Source organism: Georgenia sp. Z1344, from assembly GCF_057652375.1.
The window spans coordinates 556,867-583,246 of sequence record NZ_CM172728.1 but is presented as its reverse complement, the minus strand read 5'-3'; the positions used below and the strand labels follow the sequence as shown (position 1 = coordinate 583,246).

Here is a 26,380-nt window from a genome sequence, read left to right as displayed (position 1 = left end):
GACCGCCATGAAGCTCATCACCGCCATCGTCCAGCCCTTCCGGCTCGAGGACATCAAGGCCGCCCTCGAGTCCGCCGGGGTCACCGGCATGACCGTCTCGGACGCCAACGGGTTCGGCCGCCAGCACGGCCACACCGAGGTCTACCGCGGCGCCGAGTACGAGGTCCGGCTCGTGCCCAAGGTCCGCATCGAGGTCCTCGTCGACGACGCGGAGGCGAGCAAGGTCCTCGACGCCGTCGTCAGCGCCGCGCACACCGGCCGCATCGGCGACGGCAAGGTCTGGGTGTCCGACGTCGGCGAGGTCGTCCGCGTCCGCACCGGCGAGCGCGGCTCCGAGGCCATCTAGCCGCGACGTCTCCCGGGCCCCCGTCCGTCTGCGTCACAGCCGGCGGGCGGGGGCTCGTGCCGTCTGCAGGGCCAGGGTCGGAACCTGAGTTGCGCCCGGCGCCTCGGCCACCGACCGGCCACCCGGCCGACGGGCGAGGGCGAGGCACACCACGGCCGCGTCGTCGTCCCCGTTGTTACCCTTGCGGGCAACGACCTGACCGCGCGCGCCGTCCCGAGCCGAGAATCCGGCTCCGCCGCAGCGCCCCGACCGACGAAGGACCTACGTGTTCGCCTCCCTCTCCGACCGGATCACCGGCGCCTTCAAGGGCCTGCGCGGGAAGGGGCGACTCTCCGAGGAGGACGTCGCCACCACCGTCCGGGAGATCCGGCGGGCCCTGCTCGAGGCCGACGTCGCGCTCCCGGTCGTCCGGGAGTTCACCGGTCGGATCCGCGAGCGCGCCACGGGGGCCGACCTGTCCAAGGCTCTCAACCCGGGCCAGCAGGTCATCAAGATCGTCCACGAGGAGCTCGTCGAGGTCCTCGGCGGCGAGTCCCGCGACCTCTTCATCGCCAAGCACCCGCCGACGGTCATCATGCTCGCCGGCCTCCAGGGCGCCGGAAAGACGACCCTGGCCGGCAAGCTCGGCAAGTGGCTGCGCGAGCAGGGCCACACCCCGCTGCTCGTCGCCTCCGACCTCCAGCGGCCCAACGCCGTCACCCAGCTCCAGATCGTCGGCGAGCGCGCCGGCGTGTCCGTGTGGGCGCCGGAGCCGGGCAACGGTGTCGGTGACCCGGTCGAGGTCGCCCGCTCGGGCCTCGAGCGCGCCCGGCAGGCCATGCACTCGGTCGTCATCGTCGACACCGCGGGCCGCCTCGGTGTGGACGAGGAGATGATGCGGCAGGCCGCGAACATCCGCGACGCGGTCCAGCCGCACGAGACCCTGTTCGTCCTCGACGCGATGATCGGCCAGGACGCCGTCACCACCGCGAACGCGTTCGCCGAGGGGGTCGGCTTCACCGGCGTCGTCCTGTCCAAGCTCGACGGCGACGCGCGCGGTGGCGCCGCCCTGTCCGTCCGCGGTGTCACGGGCGTGCCGGTCCTGTTCGCCTCGACCGGTGAGAAGCTCGAGGACTTCGAGCGCTTCCACGCCGACCGCATGGCGTCCCGCATCCTCGACATGGGTGACGTCCTCACCCTCATCGAGCAGGCCGAGCGGACCTACGACGCCGCCGAGGCGGAGAAGCTCGCCGAGAAGCTCGCCGGCGACGACTTCACGCTGGGGGACTTCCTCGGGCAGCTCCAGCAGATCAAGAAGATGGGCTCGATGAAGAAGATGCTCGGGATGCTCCCGGGCATGGGCCAGATGCGCGAGCAGCTGGACAACTTCGACGAGCGCGAGGTCGACCGCGTCGAGGCGATCGTCCGCTCGATGACGCCCGCCGAGCGCGACAACGTCAAGATCCTCAACGGCTCGCGGCGCTCGCGCATCGCCAAGGGCGCCGGCACCACCGTCCAGCAGGTCAACTCCCTGCTCGAGCGGTTCGAGCAGGCCCGGGTGATGATGCGCAAGATGAACAGCGGCGGCGGCATGCCCGGCGCGGGCGGGTTCCCAGGCGGCCCCGGCATGGGCGGCGGAAAGAAGTCCAAGGGCCGTCAGGCGCCGCAGGTGAAGAAGAAGAAGAAGGGCAAGAGCGGCAACCCCGCCAAGCGCGCGCAGCAGGAGCGCGAGCTCGCCTCGCGCGCGTCCGCCCCGTCGGGCGCCTCGTTCGGCGGCGGGGGCACGGGTCCGGTCCAGCCCAAGCCCGAGGACCTCGACATCTCCGAGCTGCAGAAGTACCTGCGCTGACGCTGTCGACGCGGATGCGGACGTCGACGCGGACGCCGGTTCAGTCCCCGGGTGGACGTCCGCTCGCCCGCCGGGTGTGCTCGCTCGCCAGGTTCCCGCACGCGTCGGGCGGACATCCGCTCACTCGCCGGGTGAGGGTCAGCGGATGCGCGTGCCGCGCAGGACGATCGCCGTCGGCCGCCGCGTGACGCCCACGTCAGTCCGCGGGTCGTCCGCGTAGACGACGAGGTCGGCGCTCGCCCCGTCCTCGATGCCCGGTACACCGAGGTAGCGCCGCGCCTCCCACGTCGCCGCCGCGAGGACGCGCTCGTGCGGGATGCCCAGCTCGGCGCACGCCACGAGCTCGTCCGGCAGCGTGCCGTGGTCAAGCGTGCCCCCGGCGTCGGAGCCCATGAGCAGCGGCAGGCCGGCCGCCACGACCTCGCCCCAGAACTCGCGCCGCCGCGCGTGCATCGCCCGCATCCGGGCCGCGTAGACGGGGTACTTCGCGCCGGCCTGGTCGGCGAAGTCGCCGAACTGGGCGGTCTGCCGGGCCGTCACCGTCACCGGGACGCCGCGGGCGGCCAGCTCGGTCATGTGGTCGGTCGTCATGCCTGTCCCGTGCTCGAGGCAGTCGACCCCCGCGGCGAGGCAGTCCTCGACCGTCTCGGTGGCGAAGGTGTGGACGGTGACGCGCGCGTCGTTCTCGTGCGCGGCCGCGACGGCGTCGGTCAGCACGTCCCGCGGCCACAGCGGCGTGAGGTCGGCGTCGGCGCCGAGGGACCGGTCGATCCAGTCGCCGACGAGCTTGACCCACCCGTCCCCGCGCCGCGCCTCCTCGGCCACGGCCTCGGGCAGCAGCGCGACGTCGTCGAGCTCGCGCGCGAAGTTCCTGATGTAGCGCTTCGGGCGGGCGATGTGCCGGCCGGCGCGGAGCAGCCGGGGCAGGTCGCCGCGGTCGTCGACCCAGCGCGTGTCGGCGGGGGAGCCGGCGTCGCGGACGAGCAGCACGCCCGAGTCGCGGTCGGCGAGCGCCTGCGCCTCGGCCGTCGCCTCGTCCACCGCGCCTCCCGCGCCGAGCCCGATGTGGGCGTGCACGTCGACCAGACCCGGCACGACGACGCCGCGCACCTCGTCGGACGCCTCCGCCCCCGGCGGGGGAGAGGTGTGGATCCGCCCCGCCTCGACCCAGATCTCGGGCAGCACGGTGCTCTCGTCGACGACGACGGTGCCGCTCAGGTGCAGCGGGCGTGACGGGGCGCTCATGGGGACGAGGGTCGCACGGGTTGACGGTTCGTCGGTTCCGTGGTTCATTAGTCGAGTAATGAACCAACGAAGGAGGTGACGAGATGTTCGACGGGCCCGAGCCGATCTACCAGCAGATCGCGGAGCACCTGCGTCGGCAGATCGTCACCGGCAACCTCCGGGAGGAGGAGCAGGTCATGTCGACCACCCAGTTCTCGACCACGTACCGGATCAACCCGGCCACCGCGGCAAAAGCATTTGCGCTGCTGGTGGACGAGGGCATCCTGTACAAGCAGCGCGGCGTCGGCATGTTCGTCGCCCCGGGCGCCCCCGCCGCCCTCCTCGCCAGCGGGCGCGAGGCATTCTTCGCCGAGCACCTCGACCCGGTGCTCGCGGAGGCCGCCGCCCTCGGCATCACCGAGGGCGAGATCATCGCCCACATCAAGGGAGCGACGTCATGACCGGCTACCGCGTGGAGATCGACGACCTCGGCGTCCGGCTCGGCCGCACGCAGGCGCTCGACGGCGTCACCACGACGATCGAGCCGGGCTCCATCACAGGCCTGCTCGGCCGCAACGGCGCCGGCAAGTCGACGCTCCTCGGCGTCGTCGCCGCCCTGCGCCGCCCCACCTCGGGGCGCGTGCGCGTCGAGGGCGCCGACCCCTTCGAGCACGAGACCCTCATGGAGGGCACGTGCCTCGTCCGCGAGGCCGGCGACCTCTTCACCACGGAGAACGTGCGCGCCAACCTGCGGGCCGTGCGCCAGACCCGCCCCCGGTGGGACCAGGCGTTCGCGGACGAGCTGCTCGACGCGTTCGAGGTCGACCCCAAGAAGTCGGTCGACGCGCTCTCGCGCGGCAACCGGTCGGCCGTCGCCGCCACGATCGGGCTCGCCTCGCGGGCGCCGCTGACGATGTTCGACGAGGTCTACCTCGGGATGGACGCACCCTCGCGCGCCCTGTTCTACGAGCGGCTGCTCGCGGACTACGCCGAGCACCCACGCACGATCGTCCTGTCCAGCCACCTCATCAGCGAGATCGAGCAGCTGCTCGAGCACGTGATCATCCTCGACCGCGGCGGGCTGCGCGTGGCCGGCGACGCGGACGAGATCACCGCCGGCGGACTCACCGTCACGGGACCCGCCGACGCGGTCGACCGCGCCGTCGCCGACCTCGAGGTCCTCGCCGTGCGCACGCTCGGCGGCACGAAGGAGGCCGCGGTCTACGGCCGGCCCGACCGGGCCACCCTGCGCGGCCTGGAGGACCAGGGGCTCGCCGTCGGCCGCCTCGGCCTGCAGGAGCTCGTCATCCACCTCACGGAGCGCACGTCATGACCTCCACCGACCCCACCCTCACCACTCCGACCGCCGTGCCCGGCACCGGGCGGGGCACGCGCCCCCAGTGGGGCCGCGCCACGGCCTCGATGCTGGGCGTGCACGGCGTCGTCGGGGCGTGGTTCTGGGCGCTGGCCGTCGTCGCCGTCGTCGTCGCCACCCTGCTCGTCGACCACTTCACCACCGTGCGCGTCTCCGTCATGCAGTTCGCCATCTACGCGACCCTGTGGTTCCCGTTCTCGATCGCCGTGGCCATCGCGGTCGTCCTCACCACGTGCGTGGCCAACGGGATGACGCGACGCTCGTTCATCCGCGGGGCGCTCGCCTCGTCCTTCGTCGCCGCGCTCGGCCACGGGCTCGTCATGGCCCTGCTCCTGATTGTCGAGGGCTGGATCTACGGCGCGCTCGGCTGGGCGCACGGCGCCATGGGCACCGACGACGACGGGATCGTCGACGGCATCTGGGAGTCCGGGCTGCTCGCGCCGTGGGCCGTCATCGCGCTCATGGTGCTCGCCGGGCTCGTCTCGGGCCTCGCGGTCGGCGCCGGCTACCACCGGTTCGGCGGCCTGCGCGGCACGCTCCTGCTCCCGTTCGCCCTGCTGCCGGTCCTCGGCGCACAGGTTCTCGTCGACCTCGGCCGGCCCGACTCCGTCGGCAACCTCGCGGGCCTCGGCGGCTGGGTCTACCTCATCGTCGGCGGAGCGACGCTCGTGATCGCCGGCTACTTCGCGGCCGTCGTCCGGCGTACCCCGATCGGCGGCGTCGTGGCCTGATCGCCCGCGCCCGCCCACCGGTCCGTCCCACCCACGGGCACGGACCGCCCACCAGCTCCACACGTACCGCACCCCCGAAGGAGGGGACACCTGTGTCATCCGCCATCGAGATCACCCACCTCCGCAAGACCTTCGGCCAGAAGGTGGCCGTCGCCGACGTCAGCCTGAGCGTCCAGCCCGGCGAGATCGTCGGCATCCTCGGCCCGAACGGCGCCGGCAAGACCACCAGCGTCGAGATCCTCGCCGGCCTGCAGAAGCAGGACTCCGGCACCGCCCGCGTCCTCGGCATCGACCCGCAGGCCGACCCCGCCGCCGTGCGGCAGGTCCTCGGCGTCCAGCTCCAGGAGTCCAAGCTCCCGGCGAAGATCACCGTCGAGGAGGCCCTGCGCCTCTACGCGGCCTTCTACCCCGAGCCGGCGGACGTCGACGAGCTCATCGCCATGCTCGGCCTCGAGGACTCGAGGCGCACCCGGTTCGACGACCTCTCGGGCGGTCAGCAGCAGCGCCTGTCCATCGCGCTCGCCCTCGTGGGCAGCCCGCAGGTCGTCATCCTCGACGAGCTGACCACCGGGCTCGACCCCGTCGGCCGGCGCGAGACCTGGAAGCTCGTCGAGCGGGTCCGCGACTCCGGCGTGACGATCCTCCTCGTCACGCACTTCATGGACGAGGCCGAGCACCTCGCCGACCGGATCGTCGTCATCGACGCCGGCCACGTCGTCGCCGAGGGCACCCCGGCCGAGCTCACCTCCGCCGACTCGGGCCAGACCGTCCTCACGGTCGGGCTGCCCGCCGGCGCCGCCGACCCGGAGGACCTGATCCGGGACCTCGACGCCGTCAGCGACGTCACCCGCCGCGGCTCCGCGCTCAGCATCACGGGTGGCACGCGCGTCCTGCCCGACGTCGTCGCCGCCCTCGACCGCGCGGGCATCGTGCCCGCGTCGCTCAACACCCGTACCCGCACGCTCGAGGACGTCTTCGTCGACCTCACGAGTGCCCAGCCCGAGGAGGTTGCCGCATGACCGCCACCGCCCACGCCACCACGACCCCCGTGCCCCGAGCCGCGCGCCAGCGAGGCCTCGGCGCCCTCGTCCGCTCCGAGGCCGTCCTGTTCCTGCGGGACCCCGGGTCGGTGTTCTTCGCCCTGTTCTTCCCGCTCATCCTCGCCGTCGGGCTCGGCTTCGCCATCCCCGGCATGCGCGACACGATCGAGTCGCCCGGCACCTCCTACGACGGGGTGACCGTCATCGCCTCGTTCATGCCCGTCATCCTCGCGACCGCGATCGCCGCACCCGCGCTGACGACGCTCCCGTCGTACATCGCGGGCTACCGCGAGCGCGGCGTGCTGCGCCGCCTCGCCGCGACGCCGATGCGCCCGTCCGGCATCCTCGTCGCCCAGGTGATCGTCAACGTCGCGGCGTTCCTCGTGGCGGCGGTGCTCGCGCTCGGTGTCTCGGCGCTCGTCCACGACCTCGTGGTCCCCACCCAGCCGGTACTGCTCGTCCAGGCCGCCCTGCTCGGGCTGGCGTCCACCTTCGGCATCGGGCTCCTCATCGCCGCGTTCGCGGCGAAGGCCTCGACGGCGAACGGACTGGGGATGCTCGTGTACTTCCCGATGCTCTTCTTCGCGGGCCTGTGGACGCCCGGGCCGATCATGCCGGACATCGTCGAGTCGATCGCCCGGTTCACGCCGCTCGGCGCCGCCAGCCAGGCGATGACCGAGGCCTGGTTCGGCTCGGGCGTGCCGTTGCTCCAGCTCGTCGTCATGATCGCCTACGTGGCCGTGCTCTACCCGCTCGCGGCCCGCCTGTTCCGCTGGTCCTGACCACCCACCCGCGCGAGCCTGACCACCCACCCGCGAGAGGCTGACGACGTGAGCTCCACGCACACCCCGCTCGACGCGCGGCTCGAGGACGTCATCGTCCGGCTCGGCCGCACGACTGCCCTGGACGCCGCGATGTGCGGCTTCCGCGAGGGCCGGATCACCGGCCTGCTCGGCCGCAACGGCTCGGGCAAGACCACGGCGCTGTCCGCGCTCGCCGGCTTCCGCAGGCCGACCCGGGGGAGCGTGCGGGTGGGCGGGCGCGACCCGTTCGACGACGCGCAGCTCGCGCCGGCGATCTGCCTCGTGCGCGAGTCCGGAGACGTCGTCCCCGACCAGCCCGTCGAGGACACGTTCCAGATCGCGGCCATGCTGCGGCCCACGTGGGACCAGGCGTGGGCCGAGCAGCTCCTCGACCACTTCGGCATCGACCCGAAGCAGCACCCGGTCAAGATGTCGCGCGGCCGACGGGCCGTGGTCGGCGCGATCCTCGGGCTGGCCTCGCGCGCCCCGCTGACGATGTTCGACGAGGTCCACCTCGGGATGGACGCGCCCACGCGCGTGGAGTTCTACGACCTGCTCGTGGCCGACTACGCGCGCAACCCCCGCACGATCGTCCTGTCGAGCCACCTCATCTCCGAGATCGAGAACGTGCTCGAGGACGTCGTGCTCCTCGACGACGGGCGGGTGGTCCACGACGGCGGCGCCGAGGACCTCCGCTCCCGCGGGGCCACCCTCACCGGACGCACGGACGACGTGCGGGCCGCCGCCGCCGACCTCACCGTCCTCGCCGAGCGCAGCCTGGGCCCCACCAGCGAGCTCACCGTGCTCGCCGACATCGACGCCGCCACCCGGGCCGACCTCGCCCGTCGAGGCATCGGGGTCGGTCACCTCGGGCTCCAGGACGTCGTCATCCACCTCACCGGGAGCTCCTCATGACCACCCTCGCGTCCGACCTCGTCCGGGCCCCGCAGCACGCCGGGCCGCGGCGGCCCCAGTGGCTCTCGATCGCCGGCTGGAACACGGTCGCGCACGGCTACGTCACGCTCATCGCCCTCGTCATCGGGATCGCCGCCGCAGCCGTCACGCTCACGGTCCTCGCGGTGGGGTGGAGCGTCGACCGGTCGTGGGTCGCGTCGCTCTCGTCGCTGGCCTTCGGCGTGCCGTTCGTCGTCGGCCTTGTGCTCGTGCGCCAGCACATGGTCGCGTTCGTGCCGCAGGGGGCCACCCGGCCCTCGGTCGTCCTCGGCAACCTCGCGTCCGCCCCGGTGGCCGGCCTCGTGTGGTCGACGGGGGCGACGCTCCTCATGGCCGCCGAGGCGCTCGCCTTCCGGGTCGCCGGGTGGGAGCACGCCTTCCCGGAGTCGGACGTGCCGACCGCCTGGGAGCGCGGGTGGTGGTTCTTCGCGCTCGTCATGGCCGCCAACTCGTTCGGGGCCGTCCTGTCCGGCCAGCTGGTGGGCGCCCTGTTCTACCGCCTGCACGGCGGCGCGGTCGTCGGGGCGATCCTGCTGACGATCCCCGCGCTCCTGCCGGTCGTGGGAGTCGCTGCCCTCGTCACCGGCAACGACATGCAGGGCGAGATGTTCCAGCGGATCTCCGACGTCGGGCCGACGCCCGTGACGGTCCCGCTCGTGCTGCTCGGCGCCGTGGTGCTGACGGCGGTCGGTCTCTGGCTCGTGCTGCGCGACGCCCCGGTACGCAACCGCCCCGCCTGACCGAGCCGGACCGTCCCCGACGACGACACCCCGCCCGACCTCGCGTCGACGTGGCCACCGGCCGTCCGGGGGTGGGGCCACGGACCGCCTGTCGACGTGGCTCCCGGCCGCCCGTCGACGTGGCCGACGGCACGCGCCCGCCCGCCGACGACCGGTGCCGGCGGGGGAGATGTCTGGCACAATGGCGGGCTGTACCCGGTGTGCGTGGGCCCCTCTCTCCCGCGCGGACCGTGTCCCGGGCAGCAACCGTCGTCGTGTTCCCACCGTCGGCGCGCGCACGCCCACCTGAACCCCAGAACCAGGAGCACCCACTCAAGTGGCAGTCAAGATCCGACTCAAGCGTCTCGGCAAGATCCACGCCCCGCACTACCGCGTGGTCGTCATGGACTCCCGCACCCGTCGCGACGGCAGGGCCATCGAGGAGATCGGCCTCTACAACCCGATGCAGGAGCCGTCGCTCATCCAGATCGACTCCGAGCGCGTGCAGTACTGGCTCGGCGTCGGCGCGCAGCCGACCGAGCAGGTCGCCGCGCTCCTCAAGGTGACCGGCGACTGGCAGCAGTTCAAGGGCATCGACGGCGCCGAGGGCACGCTGCGGACGAAGGACGCCTCCGAGGAGACCGTCGCCGCCGCCCGCGCCGAGGCCGTCAAGGCCGCCGAGGACGCCGCCGAGAAGCGCAAGTCCGACGCGTCGGCCAAGAAGGCCGAGGAGGAGGCCGCGGCCGCCGCCGAGGCGAGCGCCGACGAGTCCACCGACTCCGACGACGCGGCCGCCGAGGGGTCGACCGAGACCGCCGAGGGCGGCGCCGAGGCTCCGGCCGAGGAGGCCTGACGTGCTGGCCGACGCCCTCGAGCACCTCGTGCGCGGGATCGTCGACAACCCGGACGACGTCCACGTGGCCGAGCGCTCGCTGCGCCGCGGCGACCTGCTCGAGGTGCGGGTCAACCCCGCGGACCTCGGGCGCGTGATCGGGCGTCAGGGGCGCACCGCGAAGGCGCTGCGCACCGTGATCGGCGCGCTGTCGACCTCGGGCCCCGTGCGGATCGACGTCGTCGACACCGACCGCCGCTGAGCACACCGACGCCGGACCCGGCCCGCCTCGCGGGCCGGGTCCGCGTCGTTCGCACCACCGTTCGTCCCACCACCGTTCGTCCCACCATCGTTCGTCCCACCACAGTCCACCGGGCCTGCCGGCGCGCGCCGCGCGGCCCCACCGGTCAAGGAGTCGCCGTGCAGCTCACCGTCGCCGTCGTCGGGGCCCCGCACGGGCTGCGGGGCGAGGTCCGGCTCGACGTCCGCACCGACGACCCCGAGCGTCGTCTCGCCGTGGGTGCCACCCTCGAGACGGACCCCGCGGACGCCGGGCCGCTCGAGGTCACGAGCACCCGGGTCGACCGCGGCTCCTACTACGTCCGGTTCGCGGGGGCGGAGGACCGCACCGCGGTCGAGTCGCTGCGTGGCGTCCGGCTCGTCGTCGAGACCGACGAGGAGGACGACGAGGAGGACGCCTGGTACCCGCACGAGCTACGGGGCCTGCGCGCCGAGCACGTCGACGGCCGCACGCTCGGCGAGGTCGTCGACCTCCGGGCCGCCCCGGGGCACGACCTCCTGCTCGTCCGCGAGACCGACGGCCCCACGACCCCCGTGCCGTTCGTCCGCGCGCTCGTGCCGGTGGTCGACGTCGCCGCCGGGAAGGTCGTCCTCGACCCGCCGCGCGGCCTGCTCGCCGGCGACCCGCTGCCCGAGGATGCGGACGAGACCGGGACCGACGACGAGAACCCGGTCGACGACGGCCCGGACGTGACTGACGCAGGTGCCACCGACGCGGGCCCGACCGACGCGGGGCACTGACGTGCGCATCGACGTCGTGACGATCTTCCCCGACTACCTCGCGCCGTTGGACCTCAGCCTCATCGGGAAGGCCCGGCGCGACGGCCTCGTCGACCTCGCCGTCCACGACCTTCGGGACGTGACGACCGACCGTCACCGCACCGTCGACGACACCCCGGCCGGCGGGGGAGCGGGCATGGTCATGCGCGCCGACGTGTGGGGCGAGGCCCTCGACCCGCTGCTCGCGGTCGGCGGCGTCCTCGCGATCCCCGCCCCGGCCGGCGAGCCGCTCACGCAGGCCACGCTCGACTCGCTCGCCACCGGCGACGGCCCGCTCGTCGTCGCGTGCGGACGGTACGAGGGCATCGACGCCCGGGTCGCCGAGCACTACCGCGGCCGTGACGATGTCCGGGTCCTCGAGTACTCCCTCGGCGACTACGTGCTCAACGGCGGGGAGGTCGCGGCGCTCGCGCTCGTCGAGGGGGTCGTCCGGCTGCTGCCCGGCGTCGTCGGGAACCCCGACTCGCTCGCCGAGGAGTCCCACGCCGGCGACGGCACCCTCGAGTACCCGGTCTACACCCGGCCGACGGAGTGGCGCGGGCTCGAGATCCCGCCCGTCCTCACCTCCGGCGACCACGGCGCCGCCGCGGCCTGGCGGCGCGAGCGCTCGCTCGAGCGGACCGCCGCCCGGCGCCCCGACCTTCTCGACGCCCTCGACGCCGGAGCCCTCACGAAGGCGGACCGGCGCACCCTCGCGCGGCTCGGCCGGGTCGTCCCCGACGGCGCACCGTCTCCCGTGCCCGTCACCGTCCGCGACGCCGGCCCCGACGACGCCGAGGCCCTCGCCGCGCTCGCCGCCGCCACGTTCGCCCTCGCCTGCCCGCCCGGCACCGCGGAGGAGGACATCGCCGCGTTCGTCGCCGAGCACCTGACCGCGGAGCGGATGGCCGCCCACATCGCCTCGCCGACGGCGATCCTCCAGGTCGCGGAGGTCGGGACCGGGCGTGCCGAGGACGGAACCGGTACCGGTGCGGGATCGGTACGGGGCGCAGCCGACGGCGCGACGGCCCGGCCAGAGCTCGCCGGCTACACGCTCACCCACCTGCCCGGGAGCGCCGACGCCGTGCCGTACGCCGACGACGTCGCGGCCGTCGTCATCGCCCGGCCGGCCGCCGAGCTGTCGAAGATCTACATCGCCCGCGCGTACCTCGGCTCCGGCCTCGGCCGCCTCCTGCTCGACTCCGCGGTCGCGGCCACGGCCACCAGCGAGGTCGACGGGGAGCCCGTGCGCGCCCTCTGGCTCGGCACGAACGCCCGCAACCGACGCGCACGGAAGGCCTACGAGCGCGCGGGGTTCGTCGTCGTCGGCCCGCGCCGGTTCCGCGTCGGCGACCAGGTGCACGACGACGTGGTGATGGTGCGCGACCTCACGTGAGAGCGGTGCATCGGCCCTGGGGGCGGACGGGCCGATGTGGCAGGATGGAGCGGCTTGCGCGGCACAGCCGCGGCCGGTGACCTGCCGCAGGGGGTCCCGGCCCGAGCAGGCACCCGAACCAGACGGCGCCGAGCGCCGACCAGCCGGCCGTGACCTGCGCGCACGGGCGAAGGAGAGATTCTCATGCAGACCCTGGACTTCATCGACGGTGCGTCGATCCGCACCGACGTCCCCGCCTTCCGCGCGGGCGACACCGTCAAGGTCAACGTCAAGGTCGTCGAGGGCACGCGCTCCCGCGTCCAGGTCTTCCAGGGCGTCGTCATCGCCCGCCAGGGCCAGGGCGTCCGCGAGACCTTCACGGTCCGCAAGGTGAGCTTCGGCGTCGGCGTCGAGCGCACGTTCCCCGTGCACGCCCCGACGATCGACTCGATCGAGCGCGTCACCCGCGGCGACGTCCGCCGCGCCAAGCTCTACTACCTGCGCAACCTGCGCGGGAAGGCCGCGAAGATCCGCGAGAAGCGCGACAACGCCTGAGCACCGGCACGACCGAGCCGACCGCTCCCGGACGACGCCCGGCGGACGAGATGTCCGCCGGGCGTCGTCGTGCGCGGGATACCGTGTGGACCGACGGCGGTGGGACCGCCTGGCGTGCGGGCATCCCGGCCGGCCGTACCGAGGAGGACGCATGACCGAGCCGCTCACGCCCCCGAGCGCTCCGACCCCCTCCGAGGTCGACGTCCACGGCACGGCGATCACCCATGACCCTGACGGCCGGGCGCCGCGGGGCCGGGGAGCCGGCGCGGGGAGAGGCAGTCGTCCGGGTGAGGGCATCGGCTCCGACCCCGGCGCGGACCCCGGCGCGGACCCGGGCTCGGACCCGGCTGCCGAGGACGACCCTCGTCGCCGCGGCACCGGCCGCTCGGCGCGGCGCGGCGGCATCGGGGCGTGGCTGCGCGAGACCGCGATCGTCGTGGTGTGCGCGCTCGTCCTGTCCGTCCTCATCAAGACGTTCCTCGTCCAGGCGTTCTACATCCCCTCGGGCTCGATGGAGGAGACCCTCGAGGTCGGGGACCGGGTGATGGTGAGCAAGCTGACGCCGGGTCCGTTCGACCTCGAGCGTGGCGACATCGTCGTGTTCGTCGACCCGGGCGGCTGGCTCGAGGACCAGCCCGTGGAGTCCAGCAACCCGGTGCAGCGGGCCGTCACCGACGGCCTCACCTTCGTGGGGATCCTCCCGCAGGACGCCGGGCAGCACCTCATCAAGCGCGTGATCGGCCTCCCCGGCGACACCGTGACCTGCTGCGACGCCGACGGGCGGCTCATGGTCAACGGCGAGCCGATCGACGAGCCCTACCTTGCGCCCGGCGCGCAGCCCTCGGGGCTCGAGTTCGAGGTCGTCGTCCCCGAGGGGCACCTGTGGGTGATGGGCGACAACCGGGACAACTCCGCGGACTCCCGCGCGCACATGGGTGGTCCGGGTGGCGGGTTCGTGCCGCTCGAGAACGTGGTCGGCACCGCGTTCGCGACCGTGTGGCCGATGGGCAACGTCGACTGGCACTCCGACCCGGAGGAGACGTTCGAGGACGTCCCCGCACCGTGAGGGCCGCGCCACCCGACCTCGCCCGCGAGCGCGAGCTCCTCGCCGATCTCCCGGAGCACACCGTGGTGCTCGGGGTCGACGAGGTCGGCCGGGGCGCGCTCGCCGGACCGGTGACCATCGGCGTGTGCGCGGTGGGCAGGGCCACCGGGGAGATCCCGGCGGGCCTCACCGACTCCAAGGCGCTGCGCCCCGCCGCGCGCGAGGCCCTGGTCGAGCCGGTGCGCGCCTGGGCCGCGGCCTGGGCGGTCGGGCACGCGTCGCCGGCCGAGATCGACGCCCTCGGGATCCTGCCGGCCCAGCGGCTCGCGGCGAGGCGGGCGCTCGTCGCCGTGCACGCCGACCTCGCCCGGGGCGGCCTCGTGGCCGGGGCGACGATCCTCGACGGCGCCCACGACTGGCTCGCCGAGCCCGAGGCGGACCTGCTCACCCTGGCGAGCGACGCCGTCGTGGCGGCCGCTGCCGGCGTCCCGGCGTGGGACGTGCCCGTGATGACCGAGGTGAAGGGCGACCTGCGCTGCGCCTCCGTGTCCGGGGCGAGCGTGCTCGCCAAGGTCGAGCGGGACGCGCTCATGGTCGAGGCCGCCGCGCGCCCCGAGCTCGAGGCGTTCGGCCTCGCGGGCAACAAGGGGTACGGCTCCGCCGGTCACCTCGCGGCGCTCGCCGAGCTCGGCGCGAGCGACTGGCACCGGCGCTCGTGGCGGCTGCCCGCTCGTCGGGGTGCATGATGGCCCTGTGAGTGCCGAGGACCTGGAGAACTACGAGACCGAGCTCGAGCTGGGGCTCTTCCGCGAGTACCGAGACGTCGTCAATCTCTTCACCTACGTGGTCGAGACGGAGCGCCGCTTCTACCTGTGCAACAGCGTCGACGTCCAGGTGCGCAACGCCGGCGGCGACGTCTTCTTCGAGCTCGAGCTCTCCGACGCCTGGGTGTGGGACGTCTACCGCTCCGCCCGGTTCGTCAAGAACGTGCGCGTCGTGACGTTCAAGGACGTCAACGTCGAGGAGCTCAACCAGTCGGACATCAAGCTGCCGTAGGGGTGGTCGGTTCGTGAGGGAGCGCGCGGGGGCTCATGAGCGGCTGGTCGGGGGCTCGTTCGTGAGCGGCCGCGCGGGCGGGCGCTCGTGACGGACGACCTGCCGGAGCCGACCGTCGTCGAGCTCGACGCCCCCGTCGCCTCCTACGTGCTCGGCCCGGAGCGGGACGACGACGCCGTCGCCACCTCTTCGCTCGGCCCGGAGCGCGACGGAGCCGCCACGAACGCCGCCGACGTCGTCCTCTGCCACGGCACGCCGTGGTCGTCGCGGGTGTGGGAGCCGGTGGCCCGGCTGCTCGCCCGCGACCGTCGCGTGTACCTGTGGGACATGCCCGGGTACGGGGCGTCGATCCCGGCGGCCGCGCCGACCGACGGAATCGATGCGCCCGACGGATCCGACGGCCCACCGCCCGACCTCCCCGCCGTCGACCTCGTCGCGCAGCGCCGCCGTCTGGCCGCGCTCCTCGACCACTGGGGGCTCGAGCGGCCGCACCTCGTGGGGCACGACATCGGCGGCGCCGTCGTCCTCGGGGCCCACCTCCTCGAGGGGGGCGAGGCGGCGACGATCACGCTGCTCGACATCGTCACGCTCGACCCGTGGGGCTCCCCGTTCTTCCGGCTCGTCGCCGAGCACGAGGACGTGTTCGCCGCCCTGCCGTCGGCGCTGCACCGCGCGCTGGTGCGCGAGTACGTCACCGGGGCCGGCGGTCCCGGCCTGGACCCCGCGCTGCCCGACGACCTCGCCCGGCCCTGGACGAGCGTCGACGGGCAGGCTGCCTTCTACCGGCAGATCGGTGCGCTCACCCCGGAGCACACGCGGCCCGTGGTCGAACGGCTCGGCTCCGTCCGCGCGCCGACGGCGATCGCCTGGGGCGAGGCGGACCCGTGGATACCGGCGGAGCAGGGCGCCGAGCTCGCACGACTGCTGCCCGGCGACCCGGAGGTCACCCTGCTGCCGGGCGTCGGCCACCTCGCCCCGCTCGAGGCGACGCGGGCGGTCGCGCGCGTAATCGAACGGCGGATCGCCGCGAAGTAGCGGGCGTGCCGGCGTGCGCTCGCGCGGGCGATTCCCTGCGTTCGTGTGGCCGTGTGGCCGTGTGGCCGTGTGGCCGTGTGGCCGTGCGGCCCGGCGTGGCCGGGCGTCGCGCGTCGGCGACGAAGTCCCCACAGGCACGGCCGACGCACCCTCGTCCACAGACCTGCCGTGTACGCCGGGCAGCCGTCTTCCCGCTCGCCTTGGGTGGGTCCCGGAGGTGGTCGCGATGCCGGACGGCACGGGCACGGAGCGGGACGAGAGAACGACGACGGCGGACGCGGTGGGCGCGGCGGGCACGGCGCGCGGGGCGGTACCGGGGGCATCGGCGACCGGGATCGCGCCGGCGCAGGACGACCAGGCGCAGGACGACCAGGCACCGCCGCCGTCGGCCGGGCGCCTCGCGCTCGGTGCGTGGGGCGAGCGGGTCGCCGAGCGGTACCTCGAGGGGCTGGGCATGGTCGTCGTCGAGCGCAACTGGCGGGTGCGGGACGGCGAGCTCGACATCGTCGCCTGGGACCCGGAGGGCAGACGCTGGACCGTGGTCGAGGTCAAGACCCGGCGCAGCACCACATTCGGCGACCCCGTCGAGGCCGTGACGGCCGACAAGGCGGCGCGCCTGCGGCGGCTCTCCCGCGCCTGGGTCGTCGCACGCGCCACCCGCGCCCGGCCGTGGGACCCGGAGGCCGGGCAGGAGGCCTACCGCGGCGCACGGATCGGGATCGACGTCATCGGCGTGCTCCTCACCGACGGCGCCCCTCGGATCACGCACCTGCGGTCGGTGGCCTGATGGGCGCGTCGTTGGGGCACGCGCGGGCGGTGGCCGTGGTCGGGACCACCGGGCACGTCGTCGACGTCGAGGCGCACATCGCCGACGGCCTGCCGGCGTTCACCATCGTCGGGCTCCCGGACACGGCTGTCTCAGAGGCCCGCGAGCGCGTGCGCGCCGCCCTGTCCTCGTGCGGCCGGGCGTGGCGCCCCTCGCGCACCACGGTCAACCTCGCCCCCGCCTCCCTGCACAAGCACGGCACCGGGCTCGACCTGGCGCTCGCCGTCAGCGTCCTCGGCGCGGCCGGGGACATCGCCGACCGCCGCCCCGGTCTGTTCCTCGGTGAGCTCGGGCTCGACGGCCGGGTGCAACCGGTCCGCGGGGTCCTGCCCGCCGTGCTCGCCGCGCGCGACCACGGGCTGCGAGAGGTGGTGGTGCCGGCCGCGAACGCCGCCGAGGCGCGGCTCGTGGGGGAGATGACCGTGCGGGCGGTCGAGCACCTCGCGGACGTCGTCGTCGCGCTCGGGGGAGAGGCGCACCGACCCGCGCTCCCGGCCGGTTCGGAGACCGCCGGACGGTCCGGAGGTGCAGGTGGGGCGAACGGCGCCCAGGCGGCGCCCCGGCCGGAGCCCGACATGATCGACGTCATCGGGCAGGCCCCGGCGCGCCGGGCCGTGGAGGTCGCGGCCGCCGGCGGGCACCATCTCCTCCTGCTCGGGCCGCCCGGCGCGGGGAAGTCGATGCTGGCCGCCCGCATGCCGGGCCTCCTGCCGGACCTCGACGACGACGCCGCGCTCGAGGTGACCGCCGTGCACTCCGTGGCCGGGACGTACTCCGGCGACTCGCTCGTCCGGCGGCCGCCGTTCGAGGAGCCGCACCACACGGCGACCGCCGTCGCGATCGTCGGCGGCGGGTCCGGGCTGCCGCGGCCCGGCGCCGCCTCCCGCGCACACCGCGGCGTCCTCCTGCTCGACGAGAGCCCCGAGTTCCCCACCCGGGTGCTCGACACGCTGCGCCAGCCGCTCGAGACAGGGGAGATCGTCCTCCACCGCGCCGCCGGCTCGGCGCGGTTCCCGGCACGCTTCCAGCTCGTGCTCACGGCCAACCCGTGCCCGTGCGGGAACGCCGACCGGGACGGCGCGCTGTGCACGTGCTCGAGCGCCGTGCGGTCCCGCTACCTCTCCCGGCTCTCCGGACCTCTGCTCGACCGGGTCGACCTCCAGGTCCAGGTCGCGCGGGTCTCGCGCGCGGCCGCTTCGGTCGAGGAACCGTCGGAACCGACGGCGGTCGTCGCCCGTCGGGTCGCCGCGGCTCGCACGGCCGCCGCCGACCGGCTCGCCGGCACCGGGTGGAGCACGAACGCCGAGGTGCCCGGTGCGTGGCTGCGGGAACGCACCGGTCGCAGCGCGGTGGCGACGGTGGCGGACGCCGTCGACACCGGGCGGCTGACGATGCGCGGGATGGACCGCGTCCTTCGGGTGGCCTGGTCGATCGCCGACCTCGCCGGGGCGGACTCGCCGAGCGACATGCACGTCGGCGAGGCGATGACCCTCCGGTCGCAGGGGCCCCGCCGTGGCTGAGCCCGGCGGTCCGACCGCCGCCCACCGGGTCACGGACACCTCACCCGCACTCTCGACCGAAGAAGGCCTGGCACGCTCGATGGACAGCTCACCCGCACTCTCGCCAGAAACCCCAACCGCACTCGCGGTAGGGAATCGACCTGAACGCTCGGCGGAGGTCGTCGCGGCCGCCGCGTGGACGCGGCTCGTCGAGGGGGCCGACCCGCAGGCGCACCGGCTGATCGCCGTCCTCGGCGCTGTCGAGGCGCTCGACTGGGTCCGCCACGCCGCCTCCGCGACGGCCCTGCCCGCGGCGCCCCACGACGCCGAGGTCGGGCGGGGCACGCTCGCCACCTCCGTCGCGCGGTGGGCCCCGCGCCTCGACCGGCTCGCGCCCGAGCGCGACCTCGACACGATCGAGAACCTGGGCGGCTGGTTCACGATCCCTGGCGCCCCCGGGTGGCCGGTCGGCCTCGACGACCTGGGGGAGGACGCGCCGGCCGGCCTCTGGGGCCGCGGGCGCCGGGCCGCGCTCGAGCGGCGCGCCGTCGCCGTGGTCGGCTCGCGGGCCTCGACCCCGTACGGGATGACGGCGGCCGCCGAGATCTCGGCCGGCGTCGCGGGGGCGGGCCTCGTCGTCGTCTCGGGTGGTGCGTACGGGATCGACACGGCCGCGCACCGCGGGGCGCTCGTCGTCGGGGGTACGTCCGTCGCCGTGATGGCCGGCGGCGCGGACCGGTTCTACCCGCAGGGCAGCGCGGAGATGCTCGCGCAGCTCCTCGACGACGGAGCCGTCGTCGCCGAGTCCCCGCCCGGGTCGAACCCGGCGCGGCACCGGTTCCTCTCGCGCAACCGCCTCATCGCCGCCATCTCGGGCGCGACGCTCGTGGTCGAGGCGGCCCTGCGCTCGGGTGCCCTGTCGACCGCGCGGCACGCCGCGTCGATGGGGCGCCCGCTCGGTGCGGTCCCGGGACCGATCACCTCGATGGCGTCCGCCGGCTGCCACCGACTCATGCGCGAGCAGGGGGCCACGTGCGTGACGAGGCCCGAGGAGCTCGCAGAGCTGGCCCTGCCCATCGGCACGAGCCTGGCGGCGACCGGCACGAACGGTCGGGGGACCACCGACGACGCAGGAACGGACCCGCTGCCTGGTGGGGACGGCCCGTCGACGGAGGAGGACGGGATGCTCCCGGGCCTTCTCGACGGTCTGGACCCTGCGTGCCGGCGGGTGCTCGACGCCCTGCCGGCCGTCCGCGCCGCCGACGAGTCCTCCATCGCGCGCAACGCCGGGCTCGACACGAGGACCGTCCGCTCGGCGCTCGGCCTCCTCGAACTCTCCGGCCGGGTCGAGCCGGTGGGAGAACGGTGGCGACGGAGCGGGCAGCGTCCCGGCGGCTGACGGCGTACCCTGCGTGCCATGACGGGGACGATCGCCGGGTCGGACGGGTCCGCCGCGGCCGCCGCAACCACCTCGGTCGTCCCGCGCGGGGAGCTGCTCGCCGGGTTCGAGCGTCACCTCGCGGGTGAGCGGGGGCTCTCCGCGCACACCGTGCGCGCGTACCTCGGCGACGTCACCACGCTCCTCGTCCACCTCGGGCACGCCGACGACGACTCCGAGGTCGACCTCACGGCCATCGATCTCACGGACCTGCGATCGTGGCTCGCCGGCCAACGGTCCGAGGGGCTCGCGCGCTCGACCCTCGCGCGTCGTGCGGCCGCCGTGCGGTCCCTCGGCGCCTGGCTCGCGCGCTCCGGCCGGGTCGACGTCGATCCCGCGCAACGCCTGCGGTCGCCGCGCCCCGACCGCCACCTGCCGACCGTCCTCGGGGTCGATGCCGTCGAGCAGCTGCTCGGCTCCGCCGCCGAGCGCGCCGAGGACGGCGACCCCACCCACCTGCGCGACCACGCCGCCCTCGAGCTCCTCTACGCGACCGGCCTGCGGGTCGGGGAACTCGTCTCGCTCGACCTCGGCGCCGTCGACCTCGCCGAGCGCACGGTCCGCGTGGTCGGCAAGGGGAACAAGGAACGGGTCGTCCCGCTCGGCGTCCCGGCGGCCGAGGCCGTGCGCCGCTGGACGGACGAGGGGCGCCCGTCGCTCCCGGTGCGCGCGGGGGAGCGGGCGCTGTTCGTCGGTGTCCGGGGCTCTCGCATCGATGCCCGGACCGTGCGCGGCATGCTCCACCGGGCGACGGCGCTCGCCGGCGTCGCCGACCTCGCCCCGCACGGGTTGCGGCACTCCGCCGCGACGCACCTGCTCGCCGGCGGCTCGGACCTCCGCTCGGTCCAGGAGATCCTCGGCCACTCCTCGCTCGCCACGACGCAGCGGTACACCCACGTCAGCCCCGAGCGCCTGCGGTCCGTCTTCACGCAGGCCCACCCGCGCGCCTGACACCCGTCCAGGCCTACCCGCGAGCCCGACACGCCCGCGCGCCCAACACGCCCGCGCGCCCAACACGCCCGGGCGCCTACCCGGCTCACCCGGACGATCGGCGGTACTGCTCCCGACGCCCGCCCCTCACCGGCCGAGCGGGAGCAGCCGGACGGGCTGCGGTGCGTCGCCGAGCAGCGAGAGCGGGTCGACGTAGTCGTGGCTCCCGCGCCGCGCGCCCCAGTGCAGGCACCCTGGCGGCGGGCAGTGGCCGGCCGCGAGGGTCCCGACCACCTCGCCACCAGTGACCCGGTCGCCCGCGGACACGCTTGCCGACACGGGCTCGTAGGTCGTCCGCAGCCCGTCGGCGTGGTCGATCGACACGACGGGCCGCCCGGCGACCTGGCCGGTAAACGCGACGACGCCGTCGGCCGCCGCGACGATCGTCGTGCCGGGCCGGACGTCGAGGTCGACCCCGCGGTGCCCCGGCCCGTACCGCGACTCCGACCCCTCGAACGGGGCGAGCACCGGGACCGCGCCACCGGTGGGCCAGTCGTACTCGACGGACCCGTCCGACGGATCGACGTCGGGCGAGAGAAGGGTGCCGGTCGCCACCCCGGGCGACGCTCCGGCGTCGTGCGGGGTCCCTCCGACGGCGAGCGAGAGCGAGCCCCCGACCGGACCGACCACGGGGCCGACCACCGGCCCCGGCGGGGACGGCGCACCGGGCAGGGCGTGCGCGGCCGGCGCGCGTGCGCCCACCAGGGTGAGGCAGACGGTGAGGGCGAGGACGAGGAGGGCGCGGCGGACGACGTCGTCGTCGGGGCGACCGGGTGCGCGTCGTGGGGTCATGGCACCAGGCCACCGCATCGCCGCACCACCGCGTCCGGCGATCGCCGCGACCGGTGGACGGCGGCGTCGCGGGACCGCCTGTGGGGACGTCGTGCTCAGGAGTGCGACACATGGAAACACCTGCGCCCCCGTGGTCACGTGAGTCCCACGACGCACCGATCGGCGCGCGAGCCCCGGTCCCGCTCCGCTACCATGACAGGGCGACCGGTCTCTGGCCGGTCGACTTCGCGTGCCTGCTCACCGCCGCACCAGCCCCCGCCCCGCGCGGACGGCCTCGGTCGGCGGGGCGATCGGCAGCGGTCCCGCCTCGCGGGCGCCGACGTCGCAGGCACCAGGGGTCGTGGCCACCCGGTCACGACCGACAACCACGGAGAGGGCCCCGCCGCCGAGCGTCGGGGCCGAACGCGTGCGGGCGATCCCGCACCGAAAGGAAGAGCCATGGCCGTCGTGTCCATGCGTCAGCTGCTCGAGTCCGGTGTCCACTTCGGTCACCAGACCCGCCGCTGGAACCCCAAGATGAAGCGCTTCATCCTCACGGAGCGCAACGGCATCTACATCATCGACCTGCAGCAGTCGCTCGCCGAGATCGACCGGACCTACGAGTTCGTCAAGGAGACCGTCTCGCACGGCGGGACCATCCTGTTCATCGGCACCAAGAAGCAGGCGCAGCAGGCGATCGAGGAGCAGGCCCGCCGCGTCGGGATGCCCTTCGTCAACCACCGTTGGCTCGGCGGCATGCTGACCAACTTCTCGACCGTGCACCAGCGGCTGCAGCGCCTCAAGGAGCTCGAGCAGCTCGACTTCGACGATGTGGCGGGTTCCCACCACACGAAGAAGGAGCTGCTGATGATGCACCGCGAGAAGGTCAAGCTCGAGCGCACCCTCGGCGGTATCCGCGACATGGGCAAGATCCCGTCCGCCGTGTGGGTCGTCGACACCAAGAAGGAGCACCTCGCGGTCTCCGAGGCGCGCAAGCTCAACATCCCGGTCGTCGCGATCCTCGACACCAACTGCGACCCGGACGAGGTCGACTACCGCATCCCGGGCAACGACGACGCGATCCGCTCCGTCGCCCTGCTCACCCGCGTGATCGCGGACGCTGCGGCCGAGGGTCTCGTCGTCCGGCACGGCGGCGCCAAGGGCGCCCAGGCCGACGACGCCGAGCCGCTCGCCGAGTGGGAGCGCGAGCTCCTCGCCGCGCACGAGTCCGACGCCGCCACCCCGGCCGCGACCGAGGCGCCCGCCGCCGAGGCTGAGGCTGCTCCGGCCACGGAGGCCCAGGCTGCTGAGGCCGCTCCGGCCACGGAGGCCCCGGCTGCTGAGGCCGCTCCGGCCGAGGCGCCCGCCACCGAGGCTCCGGCCGCTGAGGCCGCTCCGGCTGCCGAGACCGCCACCGAGGCCCCCGCGGCCGAGGCGACGGACTCGACCGACACCACCGCCAACTGATTCCCACCTGCACAGAGAGGAACCCATGGCCAACTACACCGCGGCCGACATCAAGGCCCTGCGCGAGTCGACGGGTGCCGGCATGCTCGACGTCAAGAACGCCCTCGTCGAGGCCGACGGCGACACCGAGAAGGCCACCGAGATCATCCGCGTGAAGGGTCTCAAGGGCATCGCCAAGCGCGAGGGGCGTGCGGCGTCCGACGGCCTCATCGCCATCGACGTCAGCCCCGGCGGCGCCGGCGAGATCGGCACGATGGTCGAGGTCAACTCGGAGACGGACTTCGTCTCGAAGAACGAGAAGTTCGTCGCGCTGGCCGACGCCGTGCTCCAGGCCGCGGTGGCCTCGGGCGCGACCGACGTCGAGACGCTGCTCGCCGCCCCGTCGGGCGACGGCACCGTCAAGGACGCCGTCGAGAACCTCGCCGCCACCATCGGCGAGAAGATCGAGGTCCGTCGCGTCGAGCGACTCGAGGGCGAGAAGGTCGCGTCCTACCTGCACCGCACGGCCAAGGACCTCCCGCCGCAGGTCGGTGTCCTGGTCGCCACGGACGCGGCGGGCGCCGAGGCGGCGCACGACGTCGCCCTGCACGTCGCCGCGTACTCGCCGGCCTACCTCACCCGCGAGGACGTCCCCGCGGAGACGGTGGAGAACGAGCGCCGCGTCGCCGAGGAGACCTCGCGCGCCGAGGGCAAGCCGGAGCAGGCGCTGCCGAAGATCATCGAGGGCCGGATGAACGGCTTCTACAAGGAGAACGTCCTGGTCGACCAGGCGTTCGCCAAGGACCCGAAGCAGACGGTCGCGCAGGTCGTCGGCGCCTCGGGCGGCACGGTGACGGGCTTCGCCCGCTTCCGCGTCGGAGCCTGACCCAGGCACCACTGGTGGCCCCGGACCGCACGGTCCGGGGCCACCCGCCTATCCGCACGAGATCGACCCGCTCCCCGGCACACGCCGCGCCGCCCGAAGGAGACCAGCGCCGATGACCGACCGAACCGACACCGACCTGACGCACGGCGGGACCAGCCCGGGAGGGACCGGTCCGGGTGAGATCGCCCCCGGCGGCCCGGGGCGCAACGCCCCCGCCCGGCGCCGCGTCATGCTCAAGCTCTCCGGCGAGGTCTTCGGCGGCGGCGAGGTCGGGCTCGACCCCGACGTCGTGCTCCGGGTCGCCCGCGAGATCGCGGACGCGCACCGCCAGGGCGTCGAGATCGCCATCGTCGTGGGCGGCGGCAACTTCTTCCGCGGCGCGGAGCTCAGCGCCCGCGGGCTCGACCGCTCCCGCGCCGACTACATGGGCATGCTCGGCACGGTGATGAACGCGCTCGCGCTGCAGGACTTCCTCGAGCAGTCGGGCGTGCGCACGCGCGTGCAGACCGCCATCACGATGGGCCAGGTCGCGGAGCCCTACATCCCGCTGCGCGCGATCCGGCACATGGAGAAGGGGCGCGTCGTCGTGTTCGGCGCCGGCGCGGGCATGCCGTACTTCTCCACGGACACCGTCACCGCCCAGCGCGCCCTCGAGACGCACTGCGACGAGGTCCTCGTGGGCAAGAACGGGGTCGACGGCGTCTACACCGCCGACCCGCGCACCGACCCGAGCGCGGTCCGCCTCGACCACCTCACCTACGCGGACGCGCTCGCCCGCGGTCTGCGGGTCGTCGACGCCGCCGCGTTCTCGCTGTGCATGGACAACGGGCTGGCCATGCGGGTGTTCGGCATGACCGACCGGGGTAACGTCACCCGCGCCCTGCTGGGTGAGAAGATCGGCACGCTGGTGACCGCCGGCGAGACAGACGAGGAGTGACCACGTGATCGACGACACCCTGCTCGAGGCAGAGGACAAGATGGACAAGGCCGTCGAGGTGGCCCGTGACCGGATGAGCAACATCCGCACCGGCCGTGCGAACGCCGCGATGTTCAACGCGATCCTCGTGGACTACTACGGCGCCCCGACGCCCCTGCAGCAGCTCGCCTCGCTGCAGATCCCCGAGGCCCGCACGGTCCTCATCTCCCCGTACGACCGGGGAGCGTCCTCCGCGATCGACAAGGCGCTGCGGGCCTCCGACCTCGGCGTCAACCCGACCGACGACGGCAACGTCCTGCGCGTCGTCCTCCCGGCGCTGACCGAGGAGCGTCGCCGCGACTACGTCAAGCTCGCCCGCAACGAGGCCGAGGACGCCCGCATCTCGGTGCGCGCCGTGCGCCGCAAGGCCAAGGAGGAGCTCGACCGCCTCGTCAAGGACGGCGAGGTCGGCGAGGACGAGGGCACGCGCGCGGAGAAGGAGCTCGACGCGCTGACGAAGAGCCACGTCGAGACGATCGATCAGGTCGTCGAGGCCAAGGAGAAGGACCTCCTCGAGGTCTGACCCACGAGGGGCCGCCACCATGGACGTTCCGACGACGCCGCCCGGTCCGCGCGCCCCGGTGCCCGTCACCGGGGGGCCCGCCGCCGGGCGTGCGTCCGGGGCGGACCCCTCGTCCGGCGCCGGTCCGTCGTCCGGTGCCACCCCCGACCGCACGGGCACGACGACGAACGGCCCCACCACCACCGCCCCCTCCGCCGAGGATGCCGCGCCGGTGCGGACGGGCCCCCGCGCGGGCCGCGAGCTGAGCAGGGCGATCCCCGTCGGGATCGGCCTCATCACGCTGCTCGCGCTTTCGCTCGTCTTCCGGCCGGAGCCGTTCGTCGCGCTGGTGGCGCTCGTCGCCGTCGTCGGCACGTTCGAGCTCGCGGCCGCGGCTGCCCAGCGGCACATCGACATCGCCCGGGGCCCCGTCGCGGCGAGCGGTGTCGTCATGGTGGCCGCCACGTGGTTCGCGGGCGAGCGCGGGTTGCTCGCCGCCTACGCCGGCGCGGTCGCACTCGTCGTCACCGTCGCCGTCCTCGCGCGCCGCGGCACGAACGGCGTCCGGGACGCCGCGGCCGACGTCTTCGTCCTCACCTACGTCCCTTTCCTCGTCTCGTTCGCCGTCCTCCTCGTGCGGATGGACGACGGCGTCCTGCTCGTCCTCACCGTGGCGCTGCTCGCGGCGGCCAACGACACGGGCGGCTACGTGGCCGGGATCCTGTTCGGCAAGCACCCGGTCGCGCCCACGATCTCGCCGAAGAAGTCGTGGGAGGGCGTCGTCGGCTCGGTCCTCGCGTGCGCGCTCGTCTCCTACCTGCTCGTCACCGTGCTCCTCGGGGAAGAGCTGTGGCTGGCCCTCGGCCTCGGGCTCGTCGCGGTCGGCACCGCCACGATCGGAGACCTGGCGGAGTCCCTCCTCAAGCGCGACCTCGGCGTCAAGGACATGTCGAACCTCCTGCCCGGGCACGGGGGCCTGCTCGACCGCATCGACTCGATCATCCTCACGCTCCCCCTCGTCTACCTCACACTCGGCCCGCTCGCCCGGGCCGCGGGCTGACCTGCGGGC

The 26,380-nt window shown here is 74.3% G+C and carries 29 protein-coding genes; 27 read left to right on the top strand and 2 right to left on the bottom strand.

Translation table 11 applies throughout. The annotated features are described in order from the left end of the window. Window positions 1-7 precede the first annotated feature (7 nt). Together AC24FB_RS02610 and ffh are read left to right on the top strand one after the other, a co-directional pair. Complete coding sequence (locus tag AC24FB_RS02610) at window positions 8-346, top strand: P-II family nitrogen regulator (RefSeq protein ID WP_425712934.1); 339 nt, start codon at window positions 8-10, stop codon at window positions 344-346. 265 nt (window positions 347-611) lie between these two features. After that, entirely contained in the window at window positions 612-2,174 is a 1,563-nt protein-coding gene (gene ffh / locus AC24FB_RS02605) for a signal recognition particle protein (protein ID WP_425712935.1), read from the top strand. A gap of 138 nt (window positions 2,175-2,312) precedes the next feature. Here the strand turns inward: ffh and AC24FB_RS02600 are convergent, their stop codons facing one another. Further along, window positions 2,313-3,419 (bottom strand): amidohydrolase family protein, encoded by a 1,107-nt coding sequence (locus AC24FB_RS02600; RefSeq protein WP_425712936.1) that lies wholly within the window; start codon window positions 3,417-3,419, stop codon window positions 2,313-2,315. An 83-nt stretch (window positions 3,420-3,502) separates the two neighbouring features. On the opposite strand from AC24FB_RS02600, the gene AC24FB_RS02595 reads away from it, so the two are divergent. From AC24FB_RS02595 to AC24FB_RS02500, 20 genes are all read left to right on the top strand, one after another. Next, window positions 3,503-3,859 (top strand): GntR family transcriptional regulator, encoded by a 357-nt coding sequence (locus AC24FB_RS02595; protein WP_425712937.1) that lies wholly within the window; start codon window positions 3,503-3,505, stop codon window positions 3,857-3,859. Further along, window positions 3,856-4,731 carry an ATP-binding cassette domain-containing protein gene (locus AC24FB_RS02590; protein ID WP_425712938.1) on the top strand — a complete coding sequence of 292 codons (876 nt, stop codon included), beginning with the start codon at window positions 3,856-3,858 and terminating at the stop codon, window positions 4,729-4,731. The genes AC24FB_RS02595 and AC24FB_RS02590 overlap by 4 nt, the downstream gene beginning before the upstream one ends. After that, window positions 4,728-5,504, top strand: a complete 777-nt coding sequence (locus AC24FB_RS02585; protein ID WP_425712939.1) for a hypothetical protein — start codon at window positions 4,728-4,730, stop codon at window positions 5,502-5,504. The genes AC24FB_RS02590 and AC24FB_RS02585 overlap by 4 nt, the downstream gene beginning before the upstream one ends. Before the next feature lie 92 nt (window positions 5,505-5,596). Then, window positions 5,597-6,523: an ABC transporter ATP-binding protein gene (locus tag AC24FB_RS02580; protein ID WP_425712940.1), complete on the top strand. Its 927-nt coding sequence runs from the start codon at window positions 5,597-5,599 to the stop codon at window positions 6,521-6,523. Continuing rightward, the gene (locus AC24FB_RS02575; RefSeq protein ID WP_425712941.1) at window positions 6,520-7,326 is read left to right on the top strand and encodes an ABC transporter permease; all 807 of its coding nucleotides are present in this window, start codon (window positions 6,520-6,522) and stop codon (window positions 7,324-7,326) included. Before AC24FB_RS02580 ends, AC24FB_RS02575 begins: the two co-directional genes overlap by 4 nt. A gap of 48 nt (window positions 7,327-7,374) precedes the next feature. Beyond that, on the top strand, window positions 7,375-8,262 hold the full coding sequence (locus AC24FB_RS02570) for an ATP-binding cassette domain-containing protein (protein ID WP_425712942.1): 888 nt from the start codon (window positions 7,375-7,377) through the stop codon (window positions 8,260-8,262). Next, window positions 8,259-9,041: a hypothetical protein gene (locus AC24FB_RS02565; protein ID WP_425712943.1), complete on the top strand. Its 783-nt coding sequence runs from the start codon at window positions 8,259-8,261 to the stop codon at window positions 9,039-9,041. The genes AC24FB_RS02570 and AC24FB_RS02565 overlap by 4 nt, the downstream gene beginning before the upstream one ends. Window positions 9,042-9,357: 316 nt before the next feature. Next, window positions 9,358-9,873, top strand: a complete 516-nt coding sequence (gene rpsP, locus AC24FB_RS02560; RefSeq protein ID WP_425712944.1) for a 30S ribosomal protein S16 — start codon at window positions 9,358-9,360, stop codon at window positions 9,871-9,873. Between the two features lies 1 nt (window position 9,874). Next, the gene (locus tag AC24FB_RS02555; RefSeq protein ID WP_425712945.1) at window positions 9,875-10,114 is read left to right on the top strand and encodes an RNA-binding protein; all 240 of its coding nucleotides are present in this window, start codon (window positions 9,875-9,877) and stop codon (window positions 10,112-10,114) included. 158 nt (window positions 10,115-10,272) lie between these two features. After that, complete coding sequence (rimM, locus tag AC24FB_RS02550) at window positions 10,273-10,893, top strand: ribosome maturation factor RimM (protein ID WP_425712946.1); 621 nt, start codon at window positions 10,273-10,275, stop codon at window positions 10,891-10,893. Window position 10,894: 1 nt separating this feature from the next. Then, entirely contained in the window at window positions 10,895-12,307 is a 1,413-nt protein-coding gene (trmD, locus tag AC24FB_RS02545) for a tRNA (guanosine(37)-N1)-methyltransferase TrmD (protein ID WP_425712947.1), read from the top strand. A gap of 183 nt (window positions 12,308-12,490) precedes the next feature. Further along, window positions 12,491-12,841, top strand: a complete 351-nt coding sequence (gene rplS / locus AC24FB_RS02540) for a 50S ribosomal protein L19 (protein ID WP_425712948.1) — start codon at window positions 12,491-12,493, stop codon at window positions 12,839-12,841. 151 nt (window positions 12,842-12,992) lie between these two features. Then, complete coding sequence (gene lepB, locus AC24FB_RS02535) at window positions 12,993-13,907, top strand: signal peptidase I (protein WP_425712949.1); 915 nt, start codon at window positions 12,993-12,995, stop codon at window positions 13,905-13,907. Next, window positions 13,904-14,632, top strand: coding sequence for a ribonuclease HII (gene rnhB / locus AC24FB_RS02530; RefSeq protein ID WP_425712950.1), 729 nt, complete (start codon window positions 13,904-13,906; stop codon window positions 14,630-14,632). Before lepB ends, rnhB begins: the two co-directional genes overlap by 4 nt. A 7-nt stretch (window positions 14,633-14,639) precedes the next feature. Then, window positions 14,640-14,942 (top strand): DUF2469 domain-containing protein, encoded by a 303-nt coding sequence (locus tag AC24FB_RS02525; RefSeq protein ID WP_425712951.1) that lies wholly within the window; start codon window positions 14,640-14,642, stop codon window positions 14,940-14,942. 87 nt (window positions 14,943-15,029) lie between these two features. Next, window positions 15,030-15,977, top strand: a complete 948-nt coding sequence (locus tag AC24FB_RS02520) for an alpha/beta fold hydrolase (RefSeq protein WP_425712952.1) — start codon at window positions 15,030-15,032, stop codon at window positions 15,975-15,977. Between the two features lie 226 nt (window positions 15,978-16,203). Next, window positions 16,204-16,764, top strand: a complete 561-nt coding sequence (locus AC24FB_RS02515; protein WP_425712953.1) for a YraN family protein — start codon at window positions 16,204-16,206, stop codon at window positions 16,762-16,764. Beyond that, window positions 16,764-18,323 carry a YifB family Mg chelatase-like AAA ATPase gene (locus AC24FB_RS02510; RefSeq protein WP_425712954.1) on the top strand — a complete coding sequence of 520 codons (1,560 nt, stop codon included), beginning with the start codon at window positions 16,764-16,766 and terminating at the stop codon, window positions 18,321-18,323. The genes AC24FB_RS02515 and AC24FB_RS02510 overlap by 1 nt, the downstream gene beginning before the upstream one ends. A 79-nt stretch (window positions 18,324-18,402) precedes the next feature. Next, window positions 18,403-19,701, top strand: coding sequence for a DNA-processing protein DprA (gene dprA, locus AC24FB_RS02505; RefSeq protein WP_425712955.1), 1,299 nt, complete (start codon window positions 18,403-18,405; stop codon window positions 19,699-19,701). An 18-nt stretch (window positions 19,702-19,719) separates the two neighbouring features. After that, window positions 19,720-20,691, top strand: coding sequence for a tyrosine recombinase XerC (locus tag AC24FB_RS02500; RefSeq protein ID WP_425712956.1), 972 nt, complete (start codon window positions 19,720-19,722; stop codon window positions 20,689-20,691). Between the two features lie 126 nt (window positions 20,692-20,817). On the opposite strand, the gene AC24FB_RS02495 is transcribed toward AC24FB_RS02500, so the two are convergent. Continuing rightward, window positions 20,818-21,522 (bottom strand): murein hydrolase activator EnvC family protein, encoded by a 705-nt coding sequence (locus AC24FB_RS02495; RefSeq protein WP_425712957.1) that lies wholly within the window; start codon window positions 21,520-21,522, stop codon window positions 20,818-20,820. A gap of 438 nt (window positions 21,523-21,960) precedes the next feature. Between AC24FB_RS02495 and rpsB the strand changes: the two genes are divergently transcribed. The 5 genes from rpsB to AC24FB_RS02470 all read left to right on the top strand — a co-directional run bounded on the left by rpsB (window position 21,961) and on the right by AC24FB_RS02470 (window position 26,371). Continuing rightward, window positions 21,961-22,968: a 30S ribosomal protein S2 gene (gene rpsB / locus AC24FB_RS02490; RefSeq protein ID WP_425712958.1), complete on the top strand. Its 1,008-nt coding sequence runs from the start codon at window positions 21,961-21,963 to the stop codon at window positions 22,966-22,968. Between the two features lie 25 nt (window positions 22,969-22,993). Beyond that, on the top strand, window positions 22,994-23,833 hold the full coding sequence (tsf, locus tag AC24FB_RS02485; RefSeq protein WP_425712959.1) for a translation elongation factor Ts: 840 nt from the start codon (window positions 22,994-22,996) through the stop codon (window positions 23,831-23,833). A gap of 229 nt (window positions 23,834-24,062) precedes the next feature. Beyond that, on the top strand, window positions 24,063-24,770 hold the full coding sequence (gene pyrH, locus AC24FB_RS02480; RefSeq protein ID WP_425713187.1) for a UMP kinase: 708 nt from the start codon (window positions 24,063-24,065) through the stop codon (window positions 24,768-24,770). Window positions 24,771-24,774: 4 nt separating this feature from the next. Then, window positions 24,775-25,332, top strand: coding sequence for a ribosome recycling factor (gene frr / locus AC24FB_RS02475; RefSeq protein WP_425712960.1), 558 nt, complete (start codon window positions 24,775-24,777; stop codon window positions 25,330-25,332). Between the two features lie 19 nt (window positions 25,333-25,351). Then, entirely contained in the window at window positions 25,352-26,371 is a 1,020-nt protein-coding gene (locus tag AC24FB_RS02470; RefSeq protein ID WP_425712961.1) for a phosphatidate cytidylyltransferase, read from the top strand. Window positions 26,372-26,380 lie beyond the last annotated feature (9 nt).